At 59.4% G+C, this 22,809-nt stretch carries 19 protein-coding genes and 1 riboswitch; of the genes, 4 read left to right on the forward strand and 15 right to left on the reverse strand.

What is annotated here, in order from left to right; genetic code table 11:
• Window positions 1-116: 116 nt before the first annotated feature.
• The 7 genes from der to QS713_RS06190 form a co-directional block, all read right to left on the reverse strand.
• Window positions 117-2,273, reverse strand: a complete 2,157-nt coding sequence (gene der / locus QS713_RS06160; protein ID WP_313273797.1) for a ribosome biogenesis GTPase Der — start codon at window positions 2,271-2,273, stop codon at window positions 117-119.
• A 31-nt stretch (window positions 2,274-2,304) separates the two neighbouring features.
• Entirely contained in the window at window positions 2,305-3,453 is a 1,149-nt protein-coding gene (locus QS713_RS06165; RefSeq protein WP_313273393.1) for a prephenate dehydrogenase, read from the reverse strand.
• The gene (locus QS713_RS06170) at window positions 3,450-4,196 is read right to left on the reverse strand and encodes a pseudouridine synthase (RefSeq protein ID WP_313273394.1); all 747 of its coding nucleotides are present in this window, start codon (window positions 4,194-4,196) and stop codon (window positions 3,450-3,452) included. Before QS713_RS06170 ends, QS713_RS06165 begins: the two co-directional genes overlap by 4 nt.
• Window positions 4,193-4,777 carry an SMC-Scp complex subunit ScpB gene (gene scpB, locus QS713_RS06175; protein WP_313273396.1) on the reverse strand — a complete coding sequence of 195 codons (585 nt, stop codon included), beginning with the start codon at window positions 4,775-4,777 and terminating at the stop codon, window positions 4,193-4,195. Before scpB ends, QS713_RS06170 begins: the two co-directional genes overlap by 4 nt.
• Before the next feature lie 105 nt (window positions 4,778-4,882).
• Window positions 4,883-5,752 (reverse strand): segregation and condensation protein A, encoded by an 870-nt coding sequence (locus tag QS713_RS06180; RefSeq protein WP_313273399.1) that lies wholly within the window; start codon window positions 5,750-5,752, stop codon window positions 4,883-4,885.
• The gene (locus QS713_RS06185; RefSeq protein ID WP_313273400.1) at window positions 5,739-6,605 is read right to left on the reverse strand and encodes a ParA family protein; all 867 of its coding nucleotides are present in this window, start codon (window positions 6,603-6,605) and stop codon (window positions 5,739-5,741) included. Before QS713_RS06185 ends, QS713_RS06180 begins: the two co-directional genes overlap by 14 nt.
• 34 nt (window positions 6,606-6,639) lie before the next feature.
• Window positions 6,640-7,557 (reverse strand): site-specific tyrosine recombinase XerD, encoded by a 918-nt coding sequence (locus tag QS713_RS06190; RefSeq protein WP_313273403.1) that lies wholly within the window; start codon window positions 7,555-7,557, stop codon window positions 6,640-6,642.
• A gap of 270 nt (window positions 7,558-7,827) precedes the next feature.
• Here QS713_RS06190 and tkt point away from each other — a divergent pair, with 270 nt between their 5' ends.
• The 3 genes from tkt to QS713_RS06205 all read left to right on the forward strand — a co-directional run bounded on the left by tkt (window position 7,828) and on the right by QS713_RS06205 (window position 12,265).
• On the forward strand, window positions 7,828-9,903 hold the full coding sequence (gene tkt, locus QS713_RS06195; protein WP_313273404.1) for a transketolase: 2,076 nt from the start codon (window positions 7,828-7,830) through the stop codon (window positions 9,901-9,903).
• Window positions 9,904-10,198: 295 nt separating this feature from the next.
• A complete protein-coding gene (locus QS713_RS06200; protein ID WP_313273406.1) occupies window positions 10,199-10,975 on the forward strand; it encodes a glucosamine-6-phosphate deaminase in 777 nt (258 codons plus the stop codon).
• Entirely contained in the window at window positions 10,976-12,265 is a 1,290-nt protein-coding gene (locus tag QS713_RS06205; RefSeq protein WP_313273407.1) for an N-acetylglucosamine-6-phosphate deacetylase, read from the forward strand.
• Window positions 12,266-12,330: 65 nt separating this feature from the next.
• On the opposite strand, the gene QS713_RS06210 is transcribed toward QS713_RS06205, so the two are convergent.
• The 5 genes from QS713_RS06210 to tatA are packed head-to-tail and all read right to left on the reverse strand — an operon-like array spanning window position 12,331 to window position 18,634.
• Window positions 12,331-13,101 carry a polyprenol monophosphomannose synthase gene (locus tag QS713_RS06210; protein WP_313273409.1) on the reverse strand — a complete coding sequence of 257 codons (771 nt, stop codon included), beginning with the start codon at window positions 13,099-13,101 and terminating at the stop codon, window positions 12,331-12,333.
• Window positions 13,094-14,689, reverse strand: a complete 1,596-nt coding sequence (gene lnt, locus QS713_RS06215; protein WP_313273411.1) for an apolipoprotein N-acyltransferase — start codon at window positions 14,687-14,689, stop codon at window positions 13,094-13,096. The genes QS713_RS06210 and lnt overlap by 8 nt, the downstream gene beginning before the upstream one ends.
• Before the next feature lie 32 nt (window positions 14,690-14,721).
• Entirely contained in the window at window positions 14,722-17,622 is a 2,901-nt protein-coding gene (locus tag QS713_RS06220) for a DEAD/DEAH box helicase (protein ID WP_313273414.1), read from the reverse strand.
• The gene (tatC, locus tag QS713_RS06225) at window positions 17,609-18,436 is read right to left on the reverse strand and encodes a twin-arginine translocase subunit TatC (protein ID WP_313273416.1); all 828 of its coding nucleotides are present in this window, start codon (window positions 18,434-18,436) and stop codon (window positions 17,609-17,611) included. The genes QS713_RS06220 and tatC overlap by 14 nt, the downstream gene beginning before the upstream one ends.
• A 6-nt stretch (window positions 18,437-18,442) precedes the next feature.
• Window positions 18,443-18,634, reverse strand: a complete 192-nt coding sequence (gene tatA, locus QS713_RS06230; RefSeq protein WP_102215778.1) for a twin-arginine translocase TatA/TatE family subunit — start codon at window positions 18,632-18,634, stop codon at window positions 18,443-18,445.
• Between the two features lie 151 nt (window positions 18,635-18,785).
• On the opposite strand from tatA, the gene QS713_RS06235 reads away from it, so the two are divergent.
• Window positions 18,786-19,973 carry a DUF3866 family protein gene (locus QS713_RS06235; RefSeq protein ID WP_313273799.1) on the forward strand — a complete coding sequence of 396 codons (1,188 nt, stop codon included), beginning with the start codon at window positions 18,786-18,788 and terminating at the stop codon, window positions 19,971-19,973.
• Window positions 19,974-20,087: 114 nt separating this feature from the next.
• Here the strand turns inward: QS713_RS06235 and QS713_RS06240 are convergent, their stop codons facing one another.
• From QS713_RS06240 to rpe, 3 genes are all read right to left on the reverse strand, one after another.
• Window positions 20,088-21,125: an ABC transporter substrate-binding protein gene (locus QS713_RS06240; RefSeq protein WP_313273422.1), complete on the reverse strand. Its 1,038-nt coding sequence runs from the start codon at window positions 21,123-21,125 to the stop codon at window positions 20,088-20,090.
• 11 nt (window positions 21,126-21,136) lie between these two features.
• Window positions 21,137-21,916 (reverse strand): ABC transporter permease, encoded by a 780-nt coding sequence (locus QS713_RS06245; protein ID WP_313273424.1) that lies wholly within the window; start codon window positions 21,914-21,916, stop codon window positions 21,137-21,139.
• A gap of 64 nt (window positions 21,917-21,980) precedes the next feature.
• A riboswitch (FMN riboswitch) is annotated at window positions 21,981-22,105 on the reverse strand.
• A 20-nt stretch (window positions 22,106-22,125) separates the two neighbouring features.
• Window positions 22,126-22,797 carry a ribulose-phosphate 3-epimerase gene (rpe, locus tag QS713_RS06250; RefSeq protein WP_313273426.1) on the reverse strand — a complete coding sequence of 224 codons (672 nt, stop codon included), beginning with the start codon at window positions 22,795-22,797 and terminating at the stop codon, window positions 22,126-22,128.
• Window positions 22,798-22,809: the final 12 nt, after the last annotated feature.

The following is a 22,809-nucleotide window of genomic DNA, read 5'->3' on the forward strand; positions in this document are numbered from 1 at the left end:
AAGACTGATGTTATTTTGTGGGTTTTGTGGGGATCGTTCCACGCTGGCCCAGGTGCTTGCTCCGACTGTCAGCGCAGGCGCGCCGTGGCTTCGCCACCGCGTAATGGCGGGAGGGTTTATTTGCGTCGTTTTTCTCGCACGCGCACACTTATCTGAATGGGCGTGCCCGGGAAGCCCCACAGTTCCCGTAACTTCCGTTCGATAAACCGCCTGTACCCCGGATCTAAAAATCCGGTAGTGAACAGCACGAACCGCGGGGGTCGGCTGGACACCTGGGTGCCAAACAGGATTCGCGGTTGTTTACCACCGCGCACCGGGTGCGGATTAGCTGCTACCAGTTCACCGAGGAACGAGTTCAACTTTCCTGTCGAGATTCGCGTCTGCCACCCCAATAATGACTGATCAATGGCACGCACCAGCCGGTTCGTATGCCACCCCGTAGCCGCAGAAATGTTTACGCGCGGCGCCCAACTGACCTGATGAAGATCCCGCGCAACTTCGCGTTTGAACTCCGTCTGCCGATCGACATCCACCTTATCCCACTTGTTGTTAACCAAAACGAGTGCGCGCCCTGCATCAACGACCTGCTGCACGATCCGCACGTCCTGCTCCGTTAACTCCACCGATGCATCCAGGAGCACCAACGCCACTTCTGCTTTTTCGAGGGCCGCTTGCGTACGCAAAGCCGCGTAGTAGTCCGCGCCCGTCGAGCGGTGTAGCCGTCGCCGCACCCCCGCGGTATCGACAAACCACCAGGGCCGCCCATCTACCTCAATCAGTTCATCGACCGGGTCGCGGGTGGTTCCCGCCATATCGTGCACCACCACGCGTTGTGCACCCGCTAACTGGTTCAGTAAACTCGACTTCCCCACGTTCGGCCGGCCTATCAGCGCTATCCGCCGCGGCCCCCCTTCAGGAAGCGCGGGTGCCACCGCAGATTCCTTCGGCAATACCTGCACCACGCGGTCCAGCAGGTCCCCGCTGCCCCGCCCGTGCAGGGCTGACACCGCAATTGGCTCGCCCAAACCAAGCGACCACAGCATCGCGGCATCGGCCTCTTGGGCTTCAGAATCAGTTTTGTTAGCTGCCAGCACCACTGGTTTACCACTGCGGCGTAACAAACGGATTAGACGCTCATCCGAATCTGCCACCCCAACCGAAGCGTCGACCACGAACAGCACCGCGTCCGCCATCTCAATCGCCAGTTCGGCCTGCAGCGCCACTTCCTTGTCTAACCCCTTCACGGTCGCATCCCAACCACCGGTATCGACCAATGTGAAATCCTTACCCGCCCAGTTCGCCGGGTACGAAACCCGGTCGCGGGTCACCCCAGGCTGGTCCTGCACCACGGCTGCGCGCCGCCCCAAAATGCGGTTCACCAGCGTGGATTTCCCAACGTTCGGCCGGCCAATCACCGCCAAAACAGGTGCGCCCGCGCGCGTTCCCTCCTGCTCCGCGGCCCGCACGTGCCCGTCTAGCACCTCGGCGTCATCGTCGCTTAGTTCATAGGCCTCTAAACTCGCGCGCATCACCCGCGCCCGGTTCTCTTCCTCAGCACGTTTGGCCTGTTCTTGCTGGATCCTCTCAATCACCAGGTCCAGAACGCAATCCATAGTTTCGTCCACACTCAGCGCAGACGAATCCAGCGTCGCCACTCCCTCAGCGGCAGAAGTGAAATTAACTACCGTGGAATCCTTCGCATCCCGATCCACCACCTGCGCGCGTGTCTGCGCCTCCAGGGCCTCATCGGATTTACCGTCGTGCAACTGTTTAGTACGCCGATTCAAACGCGCTTTCTGCGAAGCCGTCAACAGCAGCCGCACCGGCGCCTGCGGTGCCACCACCGTAGTGATGTCGCGCCCCTCAACGACAATGGGAACGCCCGACGCCTCACTGGTGGCAATAATTTCCTGCTGACGCCGAACTAACCCCTCGCGCGCAGACACGTTCGTGGACACGGTAGACACGTTCTCGGTAACTGCCTGCGACCTGATCTCATCGGTCACGTCCGCAGCCCCCACGAGCACGCGAAACTCATTAGGATCGGTCGAAATTGCCAGCGGAAACGAATCTGCCGCCCCGGCTACCGCCTCGGCGTCACCAATTAAATCGTTCTCCATGCAGTACCACGCCAACGCCCGGTACATCGCGCCCGTATCCAGGTACTCGCCGTCAAGCAGCGTCGCCAGCTTACGGGCAATCGTCGACTTCCCACTACCAGATGGCCCGTCGATCGCCACAACCAAACCCAACGCGTGGGTCTCATGCGCCATCGCATCAATCGTTACTTCATTTTTCACAGTCTTATCCCTCCGTGACAATCCGCCATCCACGCGCCAACAACTCCGCAGCCGCGTCGTGCGCGCGCGCCGGGTCAATCTGAATGCGTGCCGACCCCACCTGCTGGTGCGCGGAGTGGTCTAACGTCAAGTCTTCAATATTCACATCAATATTTCCCAGTTCACTAAACAGCCGCCCCAGCTCACCCGGGCTGTCGGGAATAAGCACCTCAATCGTTGCCCAGCGACGAGCCGGACCTCCGTGCTTACCGGGAATGCGCACAACCCCCTCGTGGCCGCGGCTCATCACCTGGTTAATCGCACCGGCTAACCCCTGTGCCTCAAACCCCGCGTCAACCCCCGCCCGCAAGGCGTCCAATAGTGCCTGCAAATCCACGTTCAAACTCGCTAGCACTTCCCACACGGGTTCGCAGTTACCACAAATAATATTGGTCCAAAGCTGCGCATTTGAAGCCGCTATCCGCGTGGTGTCACGCAGCCCCTGGCCCGCCAGTTCCAACGCGGAATCCGGAGCGTCCGCCAGGCGAGCTGCCAGCAGCGAAGCGACCAACTGCGGAACGTGCGACACCAAAGCCACCGCCCGGTCGTGTTCGCCCGCTGCCATTTCCACCACGCTCGCCCCCAAGTCGGTAGCTAACGTGCGTACCGTCAGCACTGCTGCTGGGTCGCAGTGCTCATGTGCGACCAACACCCAGGGCCGGCCCACAAACAAATCGCGATCCGCCGCCGCAGCACCGGACCGTTCCCGACCTGCCATCGGATGCGACCCAACATAGCGGGACGTGTCAACGGGCGCAGCCAGAACTTCGTCAACCACTACCTGTTTTACGGAGGCCACATCCGTGACGACCGCGTTTGCAAACCGATTCAACGCGTCCACCACGACGGGCGCCACCACGTCCGGTGGGGTCGCTACGATCACCAGGGCGGGGTCTGGGGCACCTGGCCCGTAGGCCTCACCGGCCCCAATGTCGCGCGCCAGCGCCAGCGCAGTTGGGGAAATGTCCTGCAAGTACACTTCGATTCCCGCGCCGCGCAACGCCAAGGCAGCAGACGTTCCCAGCAGACCCATACCTACCACGAGCACCGGTCCGGTGGTTGCGAATACTCGCCCGTCCTGGTTCTTCGCAGCAGCCCATGCGGTCGCTCTCATAAGCCCACGCACCGGTACAGTTCTTGCAGCACGTCCCCTTCCACCTTGCGGGTAACCCCCGGGTGTAGCCGCCCGATTTTCACGGGCCCAAACTCCGTGCGCACCAGTTCAATCACGGGAAATCCCATTTCTTCCATGAGGCGGCGCACGATGTGGTTGCGGCCTTCATGCAGCGTAAGCTCCACCAGGGTGAGGTCGCCGTAGTGGTCTGTAATCTGGAAATCGTGCACTGTTACGGGCCCGTCTTCCAGCTCGACGCCGCGTTTGAGGCGTTTCCCCAGCCCGCGCGGGACGTCCCCCGACACGGTTGCGACATATTTCTTTTGTACTTCGTAGGAGGGGTGCATTAGGCGGTGTGACAGTTCCCCATCGTTGGTGAGCAGGATCAGGCCCGCCGTGTCTGTATCCAACCGGCCCACGTGGAACAGACGCTGGGAGTATTCCGTGGTGTAGTCCGACAGGCATTCGCGGCCCTGCGGATCATCCATGGTGGAGACAACTCCCATTGGCTTATTCAACGCGATCGTGAGCGTGTCCTCGTCTAGCATTAGCCGGTCGCCGTCCACGTGGATCACCTGTTTCGCCGGGTCGACGCGGGTTCCAAGTTTGCGAACAACTTGTCCGTCAACCATGACGCGCCCCGACGTGATCATTGTTTCCGCATGCCGCCGAGAAGCGATACCGGCTTGGGAAATAACCTTCTGTAGCCGCACGCCGTTTTTCACGTGTGGATCTTTTCTCACTTTTCCTCCAAAGTTTTTGATATTTCTGACAGTTCGTCGCGTTTTGGCAAGTGGGGTGCCAACGGGGCGAGTTCGTCAAGGGACGCAATCCCCATGCGTTCCATGAACTCGTTGGTAGTGCGGTACAGACTAGCGCCCGTGACGGTTTGCCCATCTTCCATCACGAGGCCGCGGGCTTGCAGGTTGCGCACCACAGAATCAACGTTCACCCCGCGGATCTCGCGAATGCGCGCGCGGGTGATTGGTTGTTTGTAGGCGATTATCGCCAGCGTTTCTAAGGCTGCGCGCGAGAGCTTTTGCGTTCCTGTTCCTACGATGAACTGGGATACGAAGGGGTCGAATCGGGGCGCTGAGTAGATTCGCCACCCGTTGGCTATATTGCGCAGTTCGAACCCGCGGCTTTGAGTTTCGTATTCGCGTGCGAGGCCTTGCAGGCTCTGCTGCACGGTTTCCACGTCTACCTCGAGTGCGCGCGCAAGATCGGTTTGTGAAACCGGTTGATCTACGACCATTAAAATTGCTTCGAGGGCACCTGCGAGCTCGTTGCCCGACAGGGATCGCAGCGTGTTGGCTTGTTGCATTTAGTGTTGACCTCCCGCCAATAACTCCGTTTCTAGTGTAGCGGTCCGTGCCCGGTTTGACGAGCTTAGCTCCTCACCCGAACTAGGTTTGACGAGCGTGGCCCCTCACCCGAATTCATCCATGCCCCGCAGCCAGGTGGTTTCCTTGTCGGCCCGATCTGCATCCAGGTGCACGTACAGGGGTTCAAGCGGCGCATCCTGGTTGAACCACACGACGCGTTCGCGATACAGGTTCAAAAGCGCCAAAAATCGCGATACCACCGTGTTTAAATCGGGAGCGTCCGCGCACAGTTGCGTGAAGGTTTGCTGTGGCTGTGCGGCAAGTTTTTCTACAATTATTTGCGCTTGAGGGCCCACCGGTACCAGCGGGTCATGCAGGTGCGTGAGAGTTACGCGTTCGGGTTGGCGCGTGAGTACCTCCGCGGCGATCACTGCGAGCTCCTGCCCGTTCACTTCCCACCTCAGTTGCGGTAAAAGCTGGGCGAATTTTGGTTCGAGGGGAATGCTCCGCGCGTGATATCGGGCGCCGCGTTCTAACAGTGCCCCTTGGATTTGTGCTACCTCTTTGTACGCGCGGTATTCGAGAAGGCGAGCAAACAGGAGGTCGCGTGCCGCGAGGAACTCCAGATCTTCCTCTTCCTCCCCGGTCTGCTCGTCGGGCAGTAGTGAGCGAGCCTTCATGTCCAAGAGGGTGGCGGCAACCACCAAGAAGTCACTCGTGGCAGACAGGTTCGGAAATGCCCGCATGTACGCTAAGAACTCGTCGGTCACCTGCGCTAACGCCACCTGGGTGATATCCAGTTCGCGCTTCGAAATCAGCCCCAGCAGCAGGTCGAACGGCCCCGAAAACACTTCCAGATCCACGGCGAACGCCGGTTGCTTAGGTTGGGTTTGATCAGCCGGTTGCTTTGGTTGAAGCGGATCCGCCGGCAGTTTAGGTTGGGTGTGATTAGCCGGCTGTTTAGGCTGCGTCACCGCGAGCAATAACTTCCCGTGCTAAACGCCGGTAAGCGTGCGCACCCGCGTGCGTGGGAGCGTACGTGGTGATCGGTTCCGTAGCCACCGAGGCGTCGGGGAACTTCACGGTGCGGCGAATTTTCGTGTCGTACACTTTGTCACCAAACGCCTGTTCCAAGCGCTCCAGCACTTCCCGGGCGTGCAACGTCCGGGTATCGACCATGGTTGCGAGCACGCCATCGATCTTCAGATGCGGGTTCAACCGGTCGTGCACCATCTCAATAGTGTCCACCAGCAGAGCCACCCCACGGAGCGCAAAAAACTCGGTTTCCAACGGGATCATCACGCCATGCGCAGCCGTGAGCGCGTTCACGGTAAGCAACCCAAGCGACGGTTGACAATCGACAAGAATCACATCGTACTCATCCGTAATCGGACGCAGCGCACGCGCCAGCGCCTGTTCGCGCGCCACCTCGTTAACCAGCTGAACTTCCGCGGCCGACAAGTCAATATTCGCAGGAACCACGTCGAGGTTATCCACCTTGGTTCCCACAATCGCGTCCTCAATCCGCGCCTTGGAATCCATCAGCAAGTTGTAAATCGTCAGGTCCATGTCCGGGGCATTTACCCCCAAACCAGCACTCGCCGCACCCTGCGGGTCAAAGTCAACTATTAAAACGCGCCGCCCATACTCCGCCAGTGCCGCCGCCAAATTAATGGTGGTTGTGGTTTTCCCGACCCCACCTTTTTGGTTACACATGGCAATGATCCGCGCCGGCCCGTGTTCATTTAAAGGTTCGGGCACGGGAAAATCCGGGTCACTACCCTCTTGAGGGGGAACTGGCACTAAAGGTGTTTGAACGTCGCTCACACATCTAGTTTAAGGCATAAGTAAAAACCATGGGTCATCGCGCTCGCGGGTGCGTGGTCGCGTGAACCTCCTGCAGGGTGGAGATCGAGACCTTAGTGTAGATCTGCGTGGTGGTTACCGACGCGTGGCCAAGTAGTTCCTGCACATCGCGGATCGAGGCGCCACCCTCGAGCAAGTGCGTGGCAAACGAGTGTCGCAACGTGTGGGGGGACACGCCCTCAACGTGGGCTTGATCCGCGCATTTACGCACCACTTCCCACGCACTCTGGCGTGACAACCGCTGCCCACGTTTGTTCAAAAAAAGCGCGTGGCTCACCGGCTGCTGCTTTGCCCGAGCAGCTAACTCGCCGCGGGCATGCAGATAGTCCACTAGGGCTTCGCGCGCGTATTTCCCCAGGGGAACCAACCTCTCTTTGGAACCTTTGCCCCACAGGCGCACGTGCGGGAAGTCGCCCTCAAGGTCAAAATCATCAGCACTCAGCGCGACGAGTTCACTGATACGCGCCCCCGTGCCGTAAAGCAGTTCCAGTAGTGCGCGGTCACGCATACCGATTACACCCGGCGTAGAAGCAGCAGCTGTTAGTAGTTCCCCCACTTGGTCTATCGTGAGGGCTTTAGGTAGCGAACGAACTTGTTTGCGTGGCTCCAGGTCCGCGCTCGGATCCTGGGTTAATACGTCCACGCGAATCAGGTACTGCAACCATGCGCGCACGGACGCGCGATACCGATTAATAGTTGCGGCTGCCATGGGCCTACCTGTCACCTCTCCACTAGCGAGCTGTGTGAAGAACTGCGTCAGCTGACCCGTGGTGATTCTCTGCGGGGTACGCACGCTGGCGGGTAGCCAGTTCAAGAACGCGCGCAAGTCTCGGCCGTAGGCAGCAACCGTATTCGGTGAGCGGCCCTTGTCGACGGTTAGATAATCCAAAAAGTCCTTGACGTACCGGTCCAATTCGCACTCCCACCTTTACGGACGCTTAGAATGTAGTGTAGAACGCATTTCCTAGTTGAAGAGGATGGAAACGAGACTACACGTGACTCACGCCCTACTAGATAATCACAACTAATGTTATGTTTAACAGTAATGATGTTAATTAAATGGGTGTGAGTGCCTTCGCTAAACCTTGATGACGCGGATGGCGCAGCGACTAACACTAGAGATTAAACCCAACCCAATGGTTACCGACCATTGAGACACCTACGACAAGAGAGGTTATTACACATGTCCCTCGAATGGACCGACTTAGATTCTCGCGCGGTAATAACAGCAAAAACGCTCGCGGGCGACGCAGTGGAACAAGCTGGATCGGGCCACCCCGGTACCGCCATCTCCCTTGCGCCCCTTGCCTACCTATTGTTCCAGCGGCACATGAAGCTGGACCCGAAAGATAAAGACTGGCTCGGACGCGACCGCTTCGTCCTGTCCGCCGGCCACGCCTCCCTGACGCAGTACATCAGCCTGTACTTAGGAGGCATGGGGCTTGAACTAGAGGACCTGAAGAAGTTCCGCACCTTCGGCTCCCGCACCCCCGGTCACCCCGAGTACAGTCACACGGACTTCGTCGAAATCACCACCGGCCCGCTCGGCTCCGGCCTCGCCGCCTCCGTGGGCATGGCGATGGCCCAGCGGCGCGTGCGCGGCATGATGGACCCGAACGCACCCGAAGGGGAATCCCCGTTTGACCACAAGGTATACGTAATCGCGGGCGACGGCTGCTTACAAGAAGGCATCTCGTCCGAAGCCTGCTCTTTAGCGGGCACCCAGAACCTCGGGAATCTAATTCTGATTTGGGATGACAACCAGATTTCCATTGAAGACGACACCAACATTTCCTTCAGCGAGGACGTGTTGAAACGCTACGAGGCATACGGCTGGCACACGCAGACAGTGGACTGGACCAATAACGGGGGCGAATACCACGAGGACGTGAACGCGCTCGACGAGGCCCTGACGCGCGCGGAAGAGCAGACAGATAAGCCGTCCATCATTGCGCTGCGCACCATTATCGGCTGGCCCACCCCGGGTAAGCAGAACACCGGTGCGATACACGGTTCCGCGCTTGGAGATGAAGCGCTGCGCGGACTCAAAGAGGCTCTGGGAGCAGACCCGGACAAAATGTTCGACGTGGACAAAGAGGCGGTGCAGCACTCGCGCGACAACGTGGCTCAGCGGGGGCAGCAGGCACGTGCTGAATGGGACAAGAAATACGAGGCATGGCGAAACGCTAACCCCGAGAACGCGAAACTCTTAGACCGCCTGGTCGCGCACGAACTGCCCGACGGCTGGGAGAAGGCGCTGCCAACCTTCGAAGAAGGCAAGTCCTTAGCTACGCGCGCAGCGTCCGGCACTGTGCTCAACGCGATCGCTGATGTGCTTCCCGAACTGTGGGGCGGGTCCGCCGACCTCGCGGGTTCGAACAACACGTTGATGAAGAACTACCCCTCGTTCCTACCGGAAGAGCGCCAGTCGAAGATGTTCTCTGGCAACCCGTACGGCCGCAACCTCCACTTCGGGGTGCGCGAACATGGGATGGGCGGGATTTTGAACGGCATTGCCCTCAACGGCCTCACCCGAGTGTACGGCGGCACATTCCTCGTCTTCGCCGACTACATGCGCGGAGCAGTGCGGTTAGCTTCAATAATGAACCTGCCCGTGACCTACGTGTGGACCCACGATTCGATCGGTGTGGGTGAGGACGGGCCCACCCACCAGCCGGTTGAACACTTGACGGCATACCGGGCAATTCCGAACCTATCCATGGTGCGGCCCGCGGACGCGGCAGAAACCGCGCAGGCGTGGAAGGCCATTTTGGAACAGCGCGGCCCCGTTGGCTTGGTTTTGACTCGCCAGGGCCTACCCAACCCAGCGCGTGGTGCAGAAACAGGCTTGGCTTCTGCCGAAGGCCTGGCTAAAGGTGGTTACGTGCTCGCGGACTGTGAAGGCACCCCGGACATCATTTTGATGGGGTCTGGTTCAGAAGTGCAGTTAGCGCTCGAGGCGCGGGAGAAACTGACCGAAGAAGGTGTGAAGGTCCGCGTCGTGTCGATGCCGTGCATGGAATGGTTCGATGCTCAAGATGAGGATTACCGCGAATCAGTACTGCCCTCAGATGTGAAAGCTCGCGTGTCCGTCGAGGCAGGTTTGGACACCCCGTGGATCAAGTACATCGGTGACGCGGGGAAGGCCGTGGCCATGGACACCTTCGGCGGAGTTGGGCCCGCTGACGAACTGTTCGAGCACTTCGACATCACCACGGACCACGTGCTCCGGGCAGCCCACGAGGTGCTAGGCAAATAACTCCGTTTCCCCCCCCCACTAGATGCCCGGCTAGATGCAGGAAGCTAGTGGGAGCGGATTTTTAGGAGGAGGTTGCGACCGCTTGGTCGTAGCCTCCTCTCTTTTTGCTCCTAGCTGTCCCGAGACCACGCCTTGCACCGCATTTATTTGCGCCTAACTATCTCGAAGCTAAACCGTGCGGGGCTATCTCGAAGCTAAACCGTGCGGGGCACGCACTTGGGCCCAACAGTGCTGGGAACTAACTTGGTAGAATAACCATTGTGCGCACCCCAGGTATTAGTTAGGTAGATTGCACATGCGAATTGGTATTTTCCCCAACGCACCACAGGCGTCCAAAGTTGCCGCCGACATGGTGCTCGAACTGTACCGCGAAAACCCGGACGCCACCCTGGGCGTGGCCACCGGTTCCACCCCCGAGTACCTGTACGACTACTTGCGGCAAGCCCACGCGGCCGGCACCCTCAGCCTAGAACGCGCCAAAGCGTTTGCCCTCGACGAATACGTGGGCCTGCCCGACGACCACCCTCAAACCTACCGCAATGTACTGAGACGCGAACTGGTGGGAAATGACAAAACCGGGCTGCGCGAAAACTACTTGTTCACCCCCGGCCTGGCGGCACCTGCGGACGATCCCACGGTGACGGCAGATCAATACGACGCCGCGATCGAAGCCACCGGGGTGGACCTGCAGATCCTCGGGCTGGGGGCGGATGGACACATCGGGTTTAACGAGCCTGGGGACTCACTGGTTTCCCGCACCCACGTAGAAGTCCTCGCGCCAGATACGATCCGTGACAACGCGCGTTTCTTCAACGGTGACGAAACGGCGGTACCGAAGAAATGTATCACCCAGGGACTGGGGACCATCATGGATGCGAAAGCGGTGGTACTACTCGCGTTCGGAAAGCAGAAAGCCGAAGCCGTGCACCAGCTAATTGAAGGCCCCGTCAGTGCCCGCTGGCCCGTGACGATTTTGCAAACCCACCCGGCTGTGACCGTGCTGCTCGACGACGCGGCCGCCAGCAACCTAGAACTAACAGATTTTTACAAACGACGTTGGGAGCTCGCATAAATGTACTACCTCGGGAAAGTATTTAACGCCAATGGGGAGATTCAGGCGCAAGGCATTCAAGTTGAGGAAGGTAAAGTAACCCGCCTGCTGTCAAAGCGGGACGCAGACCAAATCCGCCGGCAGGAGGCGAGCGAAGACGCGGAAACTGCTGCGTTCATTACGCCCGGCCTGGTGGACCTGCATTGCCACGGCGGAGGTGGCTACGCGTTTCCCGATAACTACGCGCCCGAACAGATTGAAACCGCCATTTTGACCCACCGCAAACGCGGGACCACCGCCATGTTTGCCTCCCTCGTGTCCCTGGCTGACCCGATGCCGCAGATTGAGGCGCTGCTCCCATTTTGTGAAAGTGGTGATTTAGCGGGTATTCACCTTGAGGGACCATACGTGTCGAAAGCGAAATGTGGAGCGCAAAACCCCGACGTTATCCGCGCGGTAGACCGCGGGGAACTGGAACACTGGCTCAAGGCCGCAGGCGGCTACATTAAGACGATTACGATCGCCCCTGAGGCCGAGGGGGCGCTGGATGCACTTCCCGTGCTGGCCGCGTACGGTGCTAAACCCTCGTGGGGACACACGAGTGGTACCGGAGCGCAAGCAGCCGCCGCGCTGGAAGCCACCGTGCGAGCCTACGATGCGCACGGGCAAGCGTCGGGTGAGGCCGCTCCCGGGCACGGGACAGCTGAAACCGCGCAAGACGCGCCGGACATGCCCCACTGCAGTGACATGCGAGCAGGTGACCCCGCGCAAACTGTAACTCACTTATTCAACGGGATGATTGCTGTTACACACCGAGCTCCCGGACCTGTCCGCGAGTTCGTGCAAGCAGCCCGCGTGGGCACCACGGTGTGTGAAATGATCGCTGACGGCCAGCATTTGAACTTAGACCTGGTAGAGGACCTCGTCGAATATTTAGACGACCCGCACCGGGCCGGTGCCCTGTTCGTCACCGACGCGATTGGCGCAGCCGGGATGGGTGAGGGACGCTACACCCTCGGGGGATTAGAAGTGGAAGTAAAAGATGGGGCCTGCTGGCTCGTCCACAAAGACAGTCTAGCTGGAGGCGCGTCTTTGCTGGCAGACCAGTTCCATCTGATCGCGAGCCGAGGGCGGATTCCACTGGAAGCAATTATCCGCGCCACCATCGGCACGCCCATCCGCGGTGGTTCCGTTTGGGACGCCCCGGGGGTGACCACTGAGTTCAAACCAGGGCAGCGCGCGAACTTAATTGCGTGGAACGAAGAATACGCACCGCAAACCGTGATTCGCGAAGGCACGAAAGTACAGTAACCCGCGCCTGGGTGCGCATGCGATTGACGACAGCCCGCTAGCCGCGCGGATGATTCCAACCGCGCTCAACCGCGAAAGTGGTTCCAGGCCCGCTGGAGCCCCCACTGGGTGACGTGACGGAATTCTTCTAGCACAATGCGGGTGTCCATCTTTGACTTGCCCGCCCGCCGCTCAAGGAACACGATCGGCACCTCCAGTATGCGCGCCCCCACGTGGTCCGCCATGCGGGTCATTTCCACTTGGAACCCGTATCCGCGCTGCTGCAGCGCACTCAGGGGCATGCGGCGAAGCAAGCCTGCTTGGTACACCCGGATTCCCGCGGTCGCATCCTTTACCCCCAGCCCCAGCATGAGGCGAATGTACAGGTTCCCCAGCCGCGACAGGGCCACGCGTTTCGCCGACCACCCGGGCGTTGCACCCCCCGGGATCCAGCGCGAACCAATCACAAGTTCACCGCCCCGCTGCACTGCTGCGCCCAGCATCCGGGCCAAGTCTTCTGCGCGGTGGGATCCATCTGCGTCCATCTGGCACAAATACTCATAGCCACGCGCCATCCCCCACGCGAAGCCGTCTAGGTACGCACTAGCCAAACCTGATTTTGCAGGGCGCGAAAGCAAGAAGACGCGGTCTAAATCACGCTGTTCGCGTACCCAGCGCGCAGTGCCATCCGGGCTGGAGTCGTCCACAATCAGCACATCCACTCCCCTCAGGTGGCTGCGCAGATTCGCTAGGGTCCGCGGCAGGGTTAATCGCTCGTTGTAAGTGGGGATCACCACGAGTGCGCGCACACCTTTCGAAGACTTATTTGCCGTATCTACTTCACGTGCCTTATCCACGGGGCCTCCTTCTGAGCAATGCCAAGAACACACCAACGCACAGCGCCCCGCCCCACGCGGCGATAACGCCGGTGCGTAACTGCGGTAGGTGACGGGCAGAAAAAGTAATTGAGGTGCGCAGCGGGACATCGTCAATCAGCGTGGCAGATTCAAACAAGTGCGTCTGTTTGCGCACCGACCCGTCGGGCCAAATGAGGGCAGACTGGCCGTTGGTGGACACGTGCACCGCGGAGCGCGACAGCGACATCGCCCGCAACCGCGTCATCTGCAGCAGCTGCCCCGATTCTACTGAGTTACCAAATGAAGAGTTATTAGTGGGCATAAGCAGCAGCTGACCACCTGCCAGCACACCGCCAGCCAGAACCTCCTCGTAGGCAGCCTCAAAGCAAATTCCAATCGCCGCGGGTAACTGTCTTTGCCCACTCAGGGGGATTTTTACGAACCCCGGTTCTGAACCGGGCAGCATGTCGACCGACACGCGCGCCACATCTTTAGACAAAACAGATAAGTACTTGCGCATCGGCACGTATTCACCGAACGGGACGGGCAGTTGTTTGCGGTACTGGTCTACGATCTGCCCATCTGGCGAGTAAACCAGCATGTCGTTGTAACGCGCAGTGGGCGTGTACTTGACGGAACCGACCAGTATGGGCACGCCCGCGGCCTCCAACGCGTGGTAAATGAGGTCGTATGCCTGGGCATCCTCGCGCGGATCCGTGTCCGCCGAGTTTTCGCCCCACACTAAAAAGTCCGCCCGCTGGCCCGCACGCACTGTTTTAAGTGTTTGCTGCACGTGATTATCAGTCACTTTTAAATGCTGAGCGAAAGTTTGCTCCGCGGGCCACTGCACGTTCCCCTGCACCGCTCCCACGCGCACCGAACCGGCTTCTTGCGCAAGCGGCAACCGCAGCATCCACGGACCTGCGCACAAGAGCGCGGCCAGCACGAGTGCCGTCGCTCTTGAAAAGAACCCGAAGCCAGGGCGCAGCCAGCGCGGCCTCACTAAAACACGCATCACCAAACTGGCGGTCAGTGCACACACAAACCCGATCGTCACTTCGGACCCCCACGGAGCGAGTGTGCGCACGGGCAGATCAACCTGGCTGTAGGCCAGGAGTGCCCACGAGAAACCCCCAAACGGTACGCACGCACGCAACTGTTCTACCCCAACCCAGGCCAATGCGAGTAAGACGGAGTTACCGACCGCGCCCTTAGCTAGATAGCGCACCACGCCTGCGGAAAACCCGAAACCAGCCAAGAATAAGGCTTGCACCAGGCACAACGCGAACCACGGGAGGTATCCCCCCACCGAGATTGTCGCCCACCAAATATGCGGCAGAAAAAAACCCAGGCCGAACAAGAAACCGTACCAGGTGCTGCGCCCCACCCGCACCGCGTTCAGCACGGCGAACAGTATGGCCAGTGCGGGCACCGCCAGGTACCCCATGGCAAGTGGTGGAAAAGACGCCCAAAATAAGGCCACGCTAACTGCTAACAGCGGGTAGTCCCACCAGCGCCGGCCCCGCCCCCACGTGAACCACCGCAATCTTCGGCGCGCTACTTGGTTGGTTTGCCGCGTGTTAGTCACCGCGCACCCGCTCGTTGCATCGCCCGCATTTCTTATGCCTCTTCGGCAAGTGCCACAACGGACCGGCGGATAGAGTCGACACACACATCACATGTGCGCGCCAACTCGGAGCTGGACTGCGATTTAACTTGCCCCAAAAGGTCAATCACCTGGCGGCACCACCGCACCCAGTCTCCCGGTTCCAAGTCTGCGGCCTGCACCGCGGTTGCCAACGGATCCCCATTAACCCACCAGTACATGGCATTCACGAGCCCGTACTCCAGTGGCATCGTTGTTGGCGCATGCGCTTGAGCTTCGGCCTTATTAACCCGCGTCATGATGCGCTGAGTAGAAGTCAGTGCTTTCGACAGGGAAGACTTTGGGCCGCCTGGAATATCCATGTCGGGGTCGTGATTCTTCCGAGGTTCAAACACACACGTGGACGCCACCGCGGCTAACTGTGCGGGCGTGAGGCCCTCCCACACCCCCTCGTGCAAACACAAAGACACCACGAGGTCTCGGTCACTGTAAATACCCCGCAAAATCTGCCCGGCGACGGTTAGACGCTCCCCATCCAAACAGTCTTCTTCTTGCAGCACGCGGACAATCGCATCAAATTTTTTGGTAATCGACGAGGTCTGCTGGTCCACCTTGCGGCTTAACCGCAAGTATTCGCGGCGCGCGTGGAGCCATTCGCGGCCGGTGCGGGCGTGCTGATCCCGGTGCGGACAGTGGTGCACCGGGTGGGTACGCACAGCGTGTTCCAGCTGATCAATCTGCTTGGCAATGTGTTTTGGCATGGGTGGACGCGCCCGTTTGGGATACATGAGTTTACCGGCCTTGCGCATGTTCGTGAGGTCGCGGCCAATCCGGTGGGAACAGCGCCGCACGGACCGCAACACGTCTTTGCGCAACCGCATGTGCCCTAAAACAGTTAGGCCGGCTGTGAAGTCCTGCGCGATGGCGGTGCGCAGGTGACCGTCCTGCGTAACGATTTGTACCATCGGATTGCGTCCGCCCCTACGGGCCCGGCGGGTAACCACCGCGTCCAGCATCCGTTTTCCGGCCGGGAAAGACACTACCTCACCGACCTGTAAATCAAGTACTTCCAGGGGGTGGACGGACTGGAACCGGGCCCGTGCTTTCGCCCCTTCTTTTTGCAGTCGCGTAAGTTCGTCGCGGGCAATCAGATATTCTTTGACGTTCCCGTGGGAGCATTCGAGCCCGTGATCGGCCTGTTGCATGAGGTTCTCAGCCGCCTTCGAGTCATGCGCAATCGCCACAACTTTGCGGTCTGCCTGGAACTGCGCGAACGAGCGGTCCATCACCTCGCGCGCCTGCGCCATCGACCCGGTGGCAGTTAGGTTCGCAACCATGTTGTAGGTGGGGCGGAATGCGGATACGAGGGGGTAGGTGCGTTTAGAAGCAAGAGACGCAACCAGTTCAGGTTCGTTTTCCGAGGTGTAAACCACCACGCTGTGCCCTTCCGTGTCAATCCCCCGACGCCCAGCACGGCCCGTGAGCTGCGTGTACTCACCGGGTGACAGCGGGACGTGGGCCATCCCATTCCACTTCCGCAACGCTTCTAACACGACGGTTCGCGCGGGCATGTTGATTCCCAACGCGAGCGTTTCAGTGGCGAAAACGATCTTTATTAGCCCGCGTGAGAAAAGGGTTTCAACAGTCTGTTTCATGATTGGCAGCAGGCCTGCGTGGTGGGCGGCGACCCCCGCTTCTAAGCCCATGATCCACCGGTCCACTCCCACCACAGCCATGTCTGCCGCCGGTAGAGTCGCCGTAGCTTCTTCGACTATCGCGCGGATTTGTTCGCGTTCCGTCCGGTTCGTGAGGGTGATTCCGGCGGTGACCAGGTGGTCGACGGCATCATCGCAGCCGGCGCGTGAAAATATGAAGTAAATGGCGGGCAGCAGGTGCGCGTGTTCTAACGAGATCGCGACCTCTGCACGGGAGGGGCGGCGAACTCGTTTAGGCGTGCGGATACGGCGCCCACCGGCGAGACCGCGGCGCCGCTCCCCCACTGACCGCGACTGAATCCCCGTTGCCCGCGCCACCGCGGCCCGCAGATCGGGATTCAGTTTGCGCTTTGACAGCGGCTTTTGCGCGCGCGCTGGGGCATGATCACCGTGTGTACTGGAACTGCCCGGGTGCTCGGCCCGACTGCCCGCATTCTCACCGCGAGGTGTGCGCAGTTTTTCTACCGGCGAGTACAGGTCGTATATTTTCCTCCCCACCATCATGTGCTGGTACAGGGGTACCGGGCGGGTTTCGGACACGATGATGTCGCAGTTGCCGCGCACCTGCTCAATCCATTGCCCGAATTCTTCCGCGTTCGAAACAGTGGCAGACAGGGCCACCATGTTCACGTGCGCGGGGGTTTGAATCAGCACTTCCTCCCACACTGGGCCGCGGAACCGGTCCGCTAGGTAGTGCACTTCGTCGAGCACTATGAACGCTAGATCCGATAGGTCACGCCCCTGGTAGATCATATTCCGCGCCACCTCCGTGGTCATCACCACGAGGTTCGCATCTCCATTAATTGACGTGTCGCCCGTCAGCAACCCCACTTGTTCTTCGCCGTAGCGGGCCACGAGTTCGCGGTATTTTTGGTTCGATAGGGCTTTGATTGGCGTGGTGTAGAAAGCTCGCCTCCCCTCCTTCAGCGCGAGGTAGAGGGCAAACTCACCCACAATTGTTTTGCCCGCCCCCGTGGGCGCGGCAACGAGTACGCTGCGGCCAGCCTCGATTGATTCGAGCGCACAGGCTTGAAACGGATCTAACTCAAAATCGAGTTGACTGGCGAACGCGGCTCGCTGCGTTTTTGCGTACGCATTGCGGTCCATTGCCGCCCGGTAACGCTGTGCCGGGGTGGGGGCCACCTCCGGGTTTTGCTTCGGCTCCGCGTTGCGGTTTCGCCTGCGTTTACGCTTCGCCATCACTCGGTTCCTTCCTCCCAGTTCGGCTCAGTGCCTGGTTCAGCTGCGCATCCTCTTTTGCTCGTTTCTTGTCAACCGAACGGTCCCTCAAGAACGCGATCCCGACCGCCAGGAAATAAAGGCCGCACAGCATCAACGCTTGGAATGTCATGGTCCACGGGTCTGGCAGCGGGTTCGCAATTGCGGCGAAAACGAATGCGATAACCACTGCCCACCGCCAGGCTTTCAATAGCGTGCGGGCCCTCACGACACCAAGAAAGTTGAGGCCCACCATCACTAGTGGCACGGTGAACGACAATCCGAACACCACCACCAGGCGCATGTAAAAAGTGAAGTACACGCTAGATTTCATCAGTAATACCGATGATGAGGGCGCGAACGACGTCAAGATATGCACCGCATGCGGCATAATCCACACGCCCGTTGCCCCACCGGCAACGAACAATATGATGCCGGCGAATGTGAAACTGAGGATGTAGATTTTTTCACTCTTGCGCAGCGCGGGCGCCAGGTAAGCCCAGATTTGGTACATCCACCACGGGGTGGTTGCAAGGAAACCTGCGAACATTGAGATCCGTAGTTTCAAGTCGAATGCTGCGGAAACGGTTTCGAAGTTAAGTTCCGCCTGCTGACCTTCTGCACGCAGTTGCGCCAGGGGCGCCGCCATGTAGTTGAAAATGGGTTCGTAGAAGAACCACGCCACGATTGTGCCCACCAGAATGCCCACGAGGGCTATGAGCAGTCGTTTACGCAGTTCCCGCAGGTGTTCCAGCAGTGGCATCCGCCCCTGTGGATCCCGTTGCTTTGATGCCATTAGTGTTTATTGACCACTGTCTTTCGGGCCGGTCGATTTTGCGTTGCTGTCCGTATCGCTATCTTCGGTGAGTTCCTGCATTTCTTTCTTGAGGACTTTCGCGGACTTGCCTACGTTCTTTGCGATGTCGGGGAGTTTGGAAGCACCAAACACCACCACGAGCACGATAATTACCACTACCCAATGCCAAGGCCTCACGTCTATCTCCTTCAAATGTGAACCGCAATGTGCCGTCCCAACCCAAAAGCCGTTGGGGGCAAAGCTAGACTGTTTCGATACCTATCCTAAGGCATGCGGCGGTTGGACTGGTGGGCACGCGCTCAAAGCCAGTCTGTATTCTAGATGGGTGATGCAAAGAAACGCGGTGGTCCGCAAGATTTTGAGCCAGTGGTCGACGTGTGTCAGTTTTGAATGCACGATAACGCACGCCCCGGCCGGGGCCAGCGGCTTTGAGGGTGGCGAAACAGTGCGGGCGTTAGCGTATACGGACCTCGTGGGTGCGATCGCCGTTGGTGAACGCGTGCGGATTGATTGTTCGGGGTTAGCGAAGCACCTCGGTACCGGCGGGTTTGCCACCACGCTCGCGACCGCTACTGTGCCGGCAGATTCGCTGCCTGTAAACGGCCATATTGTGAAGGCGCGTTACACGCCGCACCAAGTGGTTGTCCAATCTGTTGAGGAACCTGATTCTGTGCACCATCAGGTTATGTGCGCGGCCCGCTCGCTGGAGGGCATGCCGGTGATTGTTGCTGACCTGCATTCGTCATTGCCGGCCGTGGTGGCAGGGATCCGAGCTGAACAGGCGCAGGCGCGGATCGCGTACGTGTGTGATGACACCGCGGCTTTGGCCCTGCGGTTTTCCCAGTTGTGCGCCGCCATGCGCGCGGCCGGTGACCTGGTGACCACCATTACTTCGGGTCAGTCTTTTGGCGGAGATCTGGAGGCCGCATCAATGCCCTCCGCACTGCTCGCCGCCCGGCACGTGGCCCACGCGGACTACGCGGTGGTTACTCCCGCTCCGGGGAACTTGGGTACCCAAACCCCCTGGGGGTTTTCTGGGACCGCTGCCGCGCAAGCACTGCACGTTGCCCACGCCCTGGGCGGAGTACCGATTCCCGTGCTGCGCTGCTCCGGCGTGGACCCGCGCGCCGAACACCGCGGGGTATCGCACCACTGCCTACGCGTGTTGCGCCAGCTCGTGCTCGTTCCCCTCACGATCCCAACCATGACGGTCCGCCCCCAAGACTGGCACCAAAACCGGGCGCAAAACCGTCCCGCGCGAACCCCTTCAACTACGCCGCAAACCAGTTCCGCCTCACAGATTCCAAGTGCCCTCGAGCAATATCGCCATGACTTAGCGGATTTGGCTGCGCAGCATAATATTCATGAGGTGGATGCCTCTCGGTGCGAAACCGCGCTCGCCCACTGTGCGCATCCCCTGCGGTCTATGGGGCGCACCTGGCAGCAGGATCCCCCCGCATTCCTGCCCGCGGCTGCGGCGGGAATTTACGCCACCGAAATCAAACGCGCCAAGTAACCGAAACTGCGCCTGCGGATCTGTAGCGGCCCCACGTTAGCTTCGACACGCTGAGAAAACACGTTCGCTTCGACACGCCGAGGAAGCCACACCCGCGGTAGCTGGTAGTGGCGCTTATTGCTCCAAGTACTCGTTTGTAACCGCTTCGGTCACATCTACTTTCGAGCCCAGCACGCCCTCAATCTGAGAAAGAAAATCGTTCATCCGTTTCCACTGGTCCACATCCTGCGTGAAATCCACTTTCCCCGCGGGGGCGAACAATTTATTCGTCGCCTCCAACGTGGCTTTAGTGGAAGCCAGTGCCTCATCGGACGTCAAATTCTGGTCATAACTCTTAGTGATATCCACGGCCCGCGCCGGATCATCCACACACACCTGCATGCCCTTACTGAGCGCCTGCAGCGTGTGCTTCAACGCGTCCGCGTGATTCTTCGCAAACTGGGAAGTAGTCACAATATTCATGCCCACCAGCGGTGGCTCCCCGGTTTTCGCCAAATCAATCTCGCGCACCGGCACGTCCGCTAGTTCAAACTGGACCCCATCATTGTTACTGAACCCAACAACCGCGTCCACCTTGTCACTCTTCAACGCGGCCAATTGGGTAAAGCCAATGGATTGCACGTCAATGTCGGCGCGCGTCATCCCCGAATCCTTCAGGGCCGCAAGCAGGCCAAACCAGTTCGACCCGAACTCACCGGGCAAACCCACCTTCTTCCCCTTCAGATCCGCTACCGACCGGATCGCGGAATCGTCCTTCACCATAATTTTCGTCGGATACTTCTGGTAGTACTGCCCCACTGAAATGAGGTCCATTCCCTGCGCCCGCGCCTGCAGCATCTCGTCCGCAGACGCGATCACCACATCTTCCTCACCGGCCAGCAGAGCCGTGAATAGTCCCTCGTCGGTTCCGTGGTGGCGCAGCTTCGCCGCCACGCCCTCAGCGGTAAATAAACCCTCTTTATCCGCCACGTAAGCGGGCGCGAACTGCACATTCGGAATATACGTCATCCCCACCGTCACGGGGCTGCCCCCACCGGCTTTATCCGAAGGCTTCGACGCGGACTCACCACCTGTCGAAGCCGTACACCCCGCAATCAACAAAGAAAACCCCGCTACCAGTGCAGCAACCGTTTTCCGCCCAAAAAAACCCATTTAAAACTCCCCTAACCGCGCCTGAACCTGCGTTCAATCGCGTACAAAACGGAGTACGCCGCCATCGCCATCACGCACAAAAGCGAAATGGTGACGAACATACCCACCGTGTCCACACTATTTCGCTGACTAGTCAGAACCAGGCCTAAACCGTGGCCCCCCATCACCATCTCGCCAACCACAGCGCCCGTCACCGACAGGGTGAACCCGTTGCGCAGCCCCGCCAAAATCGCGTACAACGCCAACGGTGCCTCCATGTACACGAGCATTTTCCACCCGTCGGCCCCATCTAACCGAGCGGCATCCAACACCTCAGAATCTAAGTGCCGAAACCCTAAAGTTGCGGAAACTAGAATCGGGAAAAACACCATCAACGCGCACAACACCACAATCGGGAGGGTGCCATACCCCACCCACAGCATGAGCAGGGGGGCTAACGCGATCGCTGGAATAGCCTGGGTAGCCCCCAAAAACGGTTCCACTGCGGCAGCTAGAATTTGAGAACGGTAAATGAGGTACGCCAACGGCAGAGCCACAATCGCTCCCACCAGGCAACCTAAAAGTGCTTCCTGCGCCGTCGTCCAAACCGCGTGCCACAGCACAGGGTTTTTGATTTCGGTACTGAAACGCTGAACAAATGCCGAAGGGCTGGGCAGCACCCAGGTCTTAACCCCGGGGGCATTAGCAGTAAAAAACCAGCCTAAAAACAGTATCAACCCAAACACTACGGGTGCTAAGAAAGATACGACCGGGCCGTGTTTAATCGCTTTGACCCGTTTGAGACTGGACAACTACACCCCTCCGAACCTCTAATTCCGCGTTCGGGGTGCAACACAAACACGCGTGCGTGTTTGCAACATGCTTCTCCCTTCCGGACTTTAACCGTCGGCACTGGAATTCCACCAGCTCAGTCACCCAAGAATAGGTGAGTCGCGGACTTTAACCGCCGGTTCGGACTTTCACCGACCCCGAAGCACAGCCCTAGTATACACGGTTGCGTTTAAGCATGGGCATGCATCGCGCTCGCCGCGATCCGTCGCAGGGCCTCCACTTGCGCGTACGCGTCCTCCGCCTTATACACCGCAGACCCGGCCACGAACACGTCCGCTCCCGCTTCTGCTGCGCGCGTTATTGTCTCTTGCGTTACCCCGCCGTCCACCTGGATTGCTAAATCCAAGTGTTGTGCCTGCGCTGCCTGGCGTACCCGCCGCACTTTCGCCATCTGCGAATCCAAAAACGGTTGGCCCCCAAACCCCGGTTCAACCGTCATCACCAGGATCATGTCGAAACTTCCAAGCACGTCCACGTAGTCGGCAATATCCGTCGTTGGTTTCAGCGCCAACCCCGCTTTCGCTCCGAGCCGGTGCAACTCGTTCGCCAAGCGGATCGGGGCGGCCGCCGCTTCCGCGTGGAACGTAACTGACTGCGCACCTGCCTCCGCGTAGCCTGGGGCCCACCGGTCCGGATCCTCAATCATCAAATGGCAGTCAACCGGCACCACATCTTGCGCCACCACGGCCTCCACTACGGGTAAGCCCCACGTTAAGTTCGGAACAAAATGGTTATCCATAATATCCACGTGAGCGAAGTCGGCGTTGCGGATCTTATGCAGCTCTCCTTTTAGGTCCGCGATGTCGCAGTTCAGAATCGATGGGCTAATCGTGGGGTTCATTTACTGACCTCA

The organism is Gleimia hominis (assembly GCF_032085515.1).
Taxonomy (GTDB): Bacteria; Actinomycetota; Actinomycetes; order Actinomycetales; family Actinomycetaceae; genus Gleimia; species Gleimia hominis.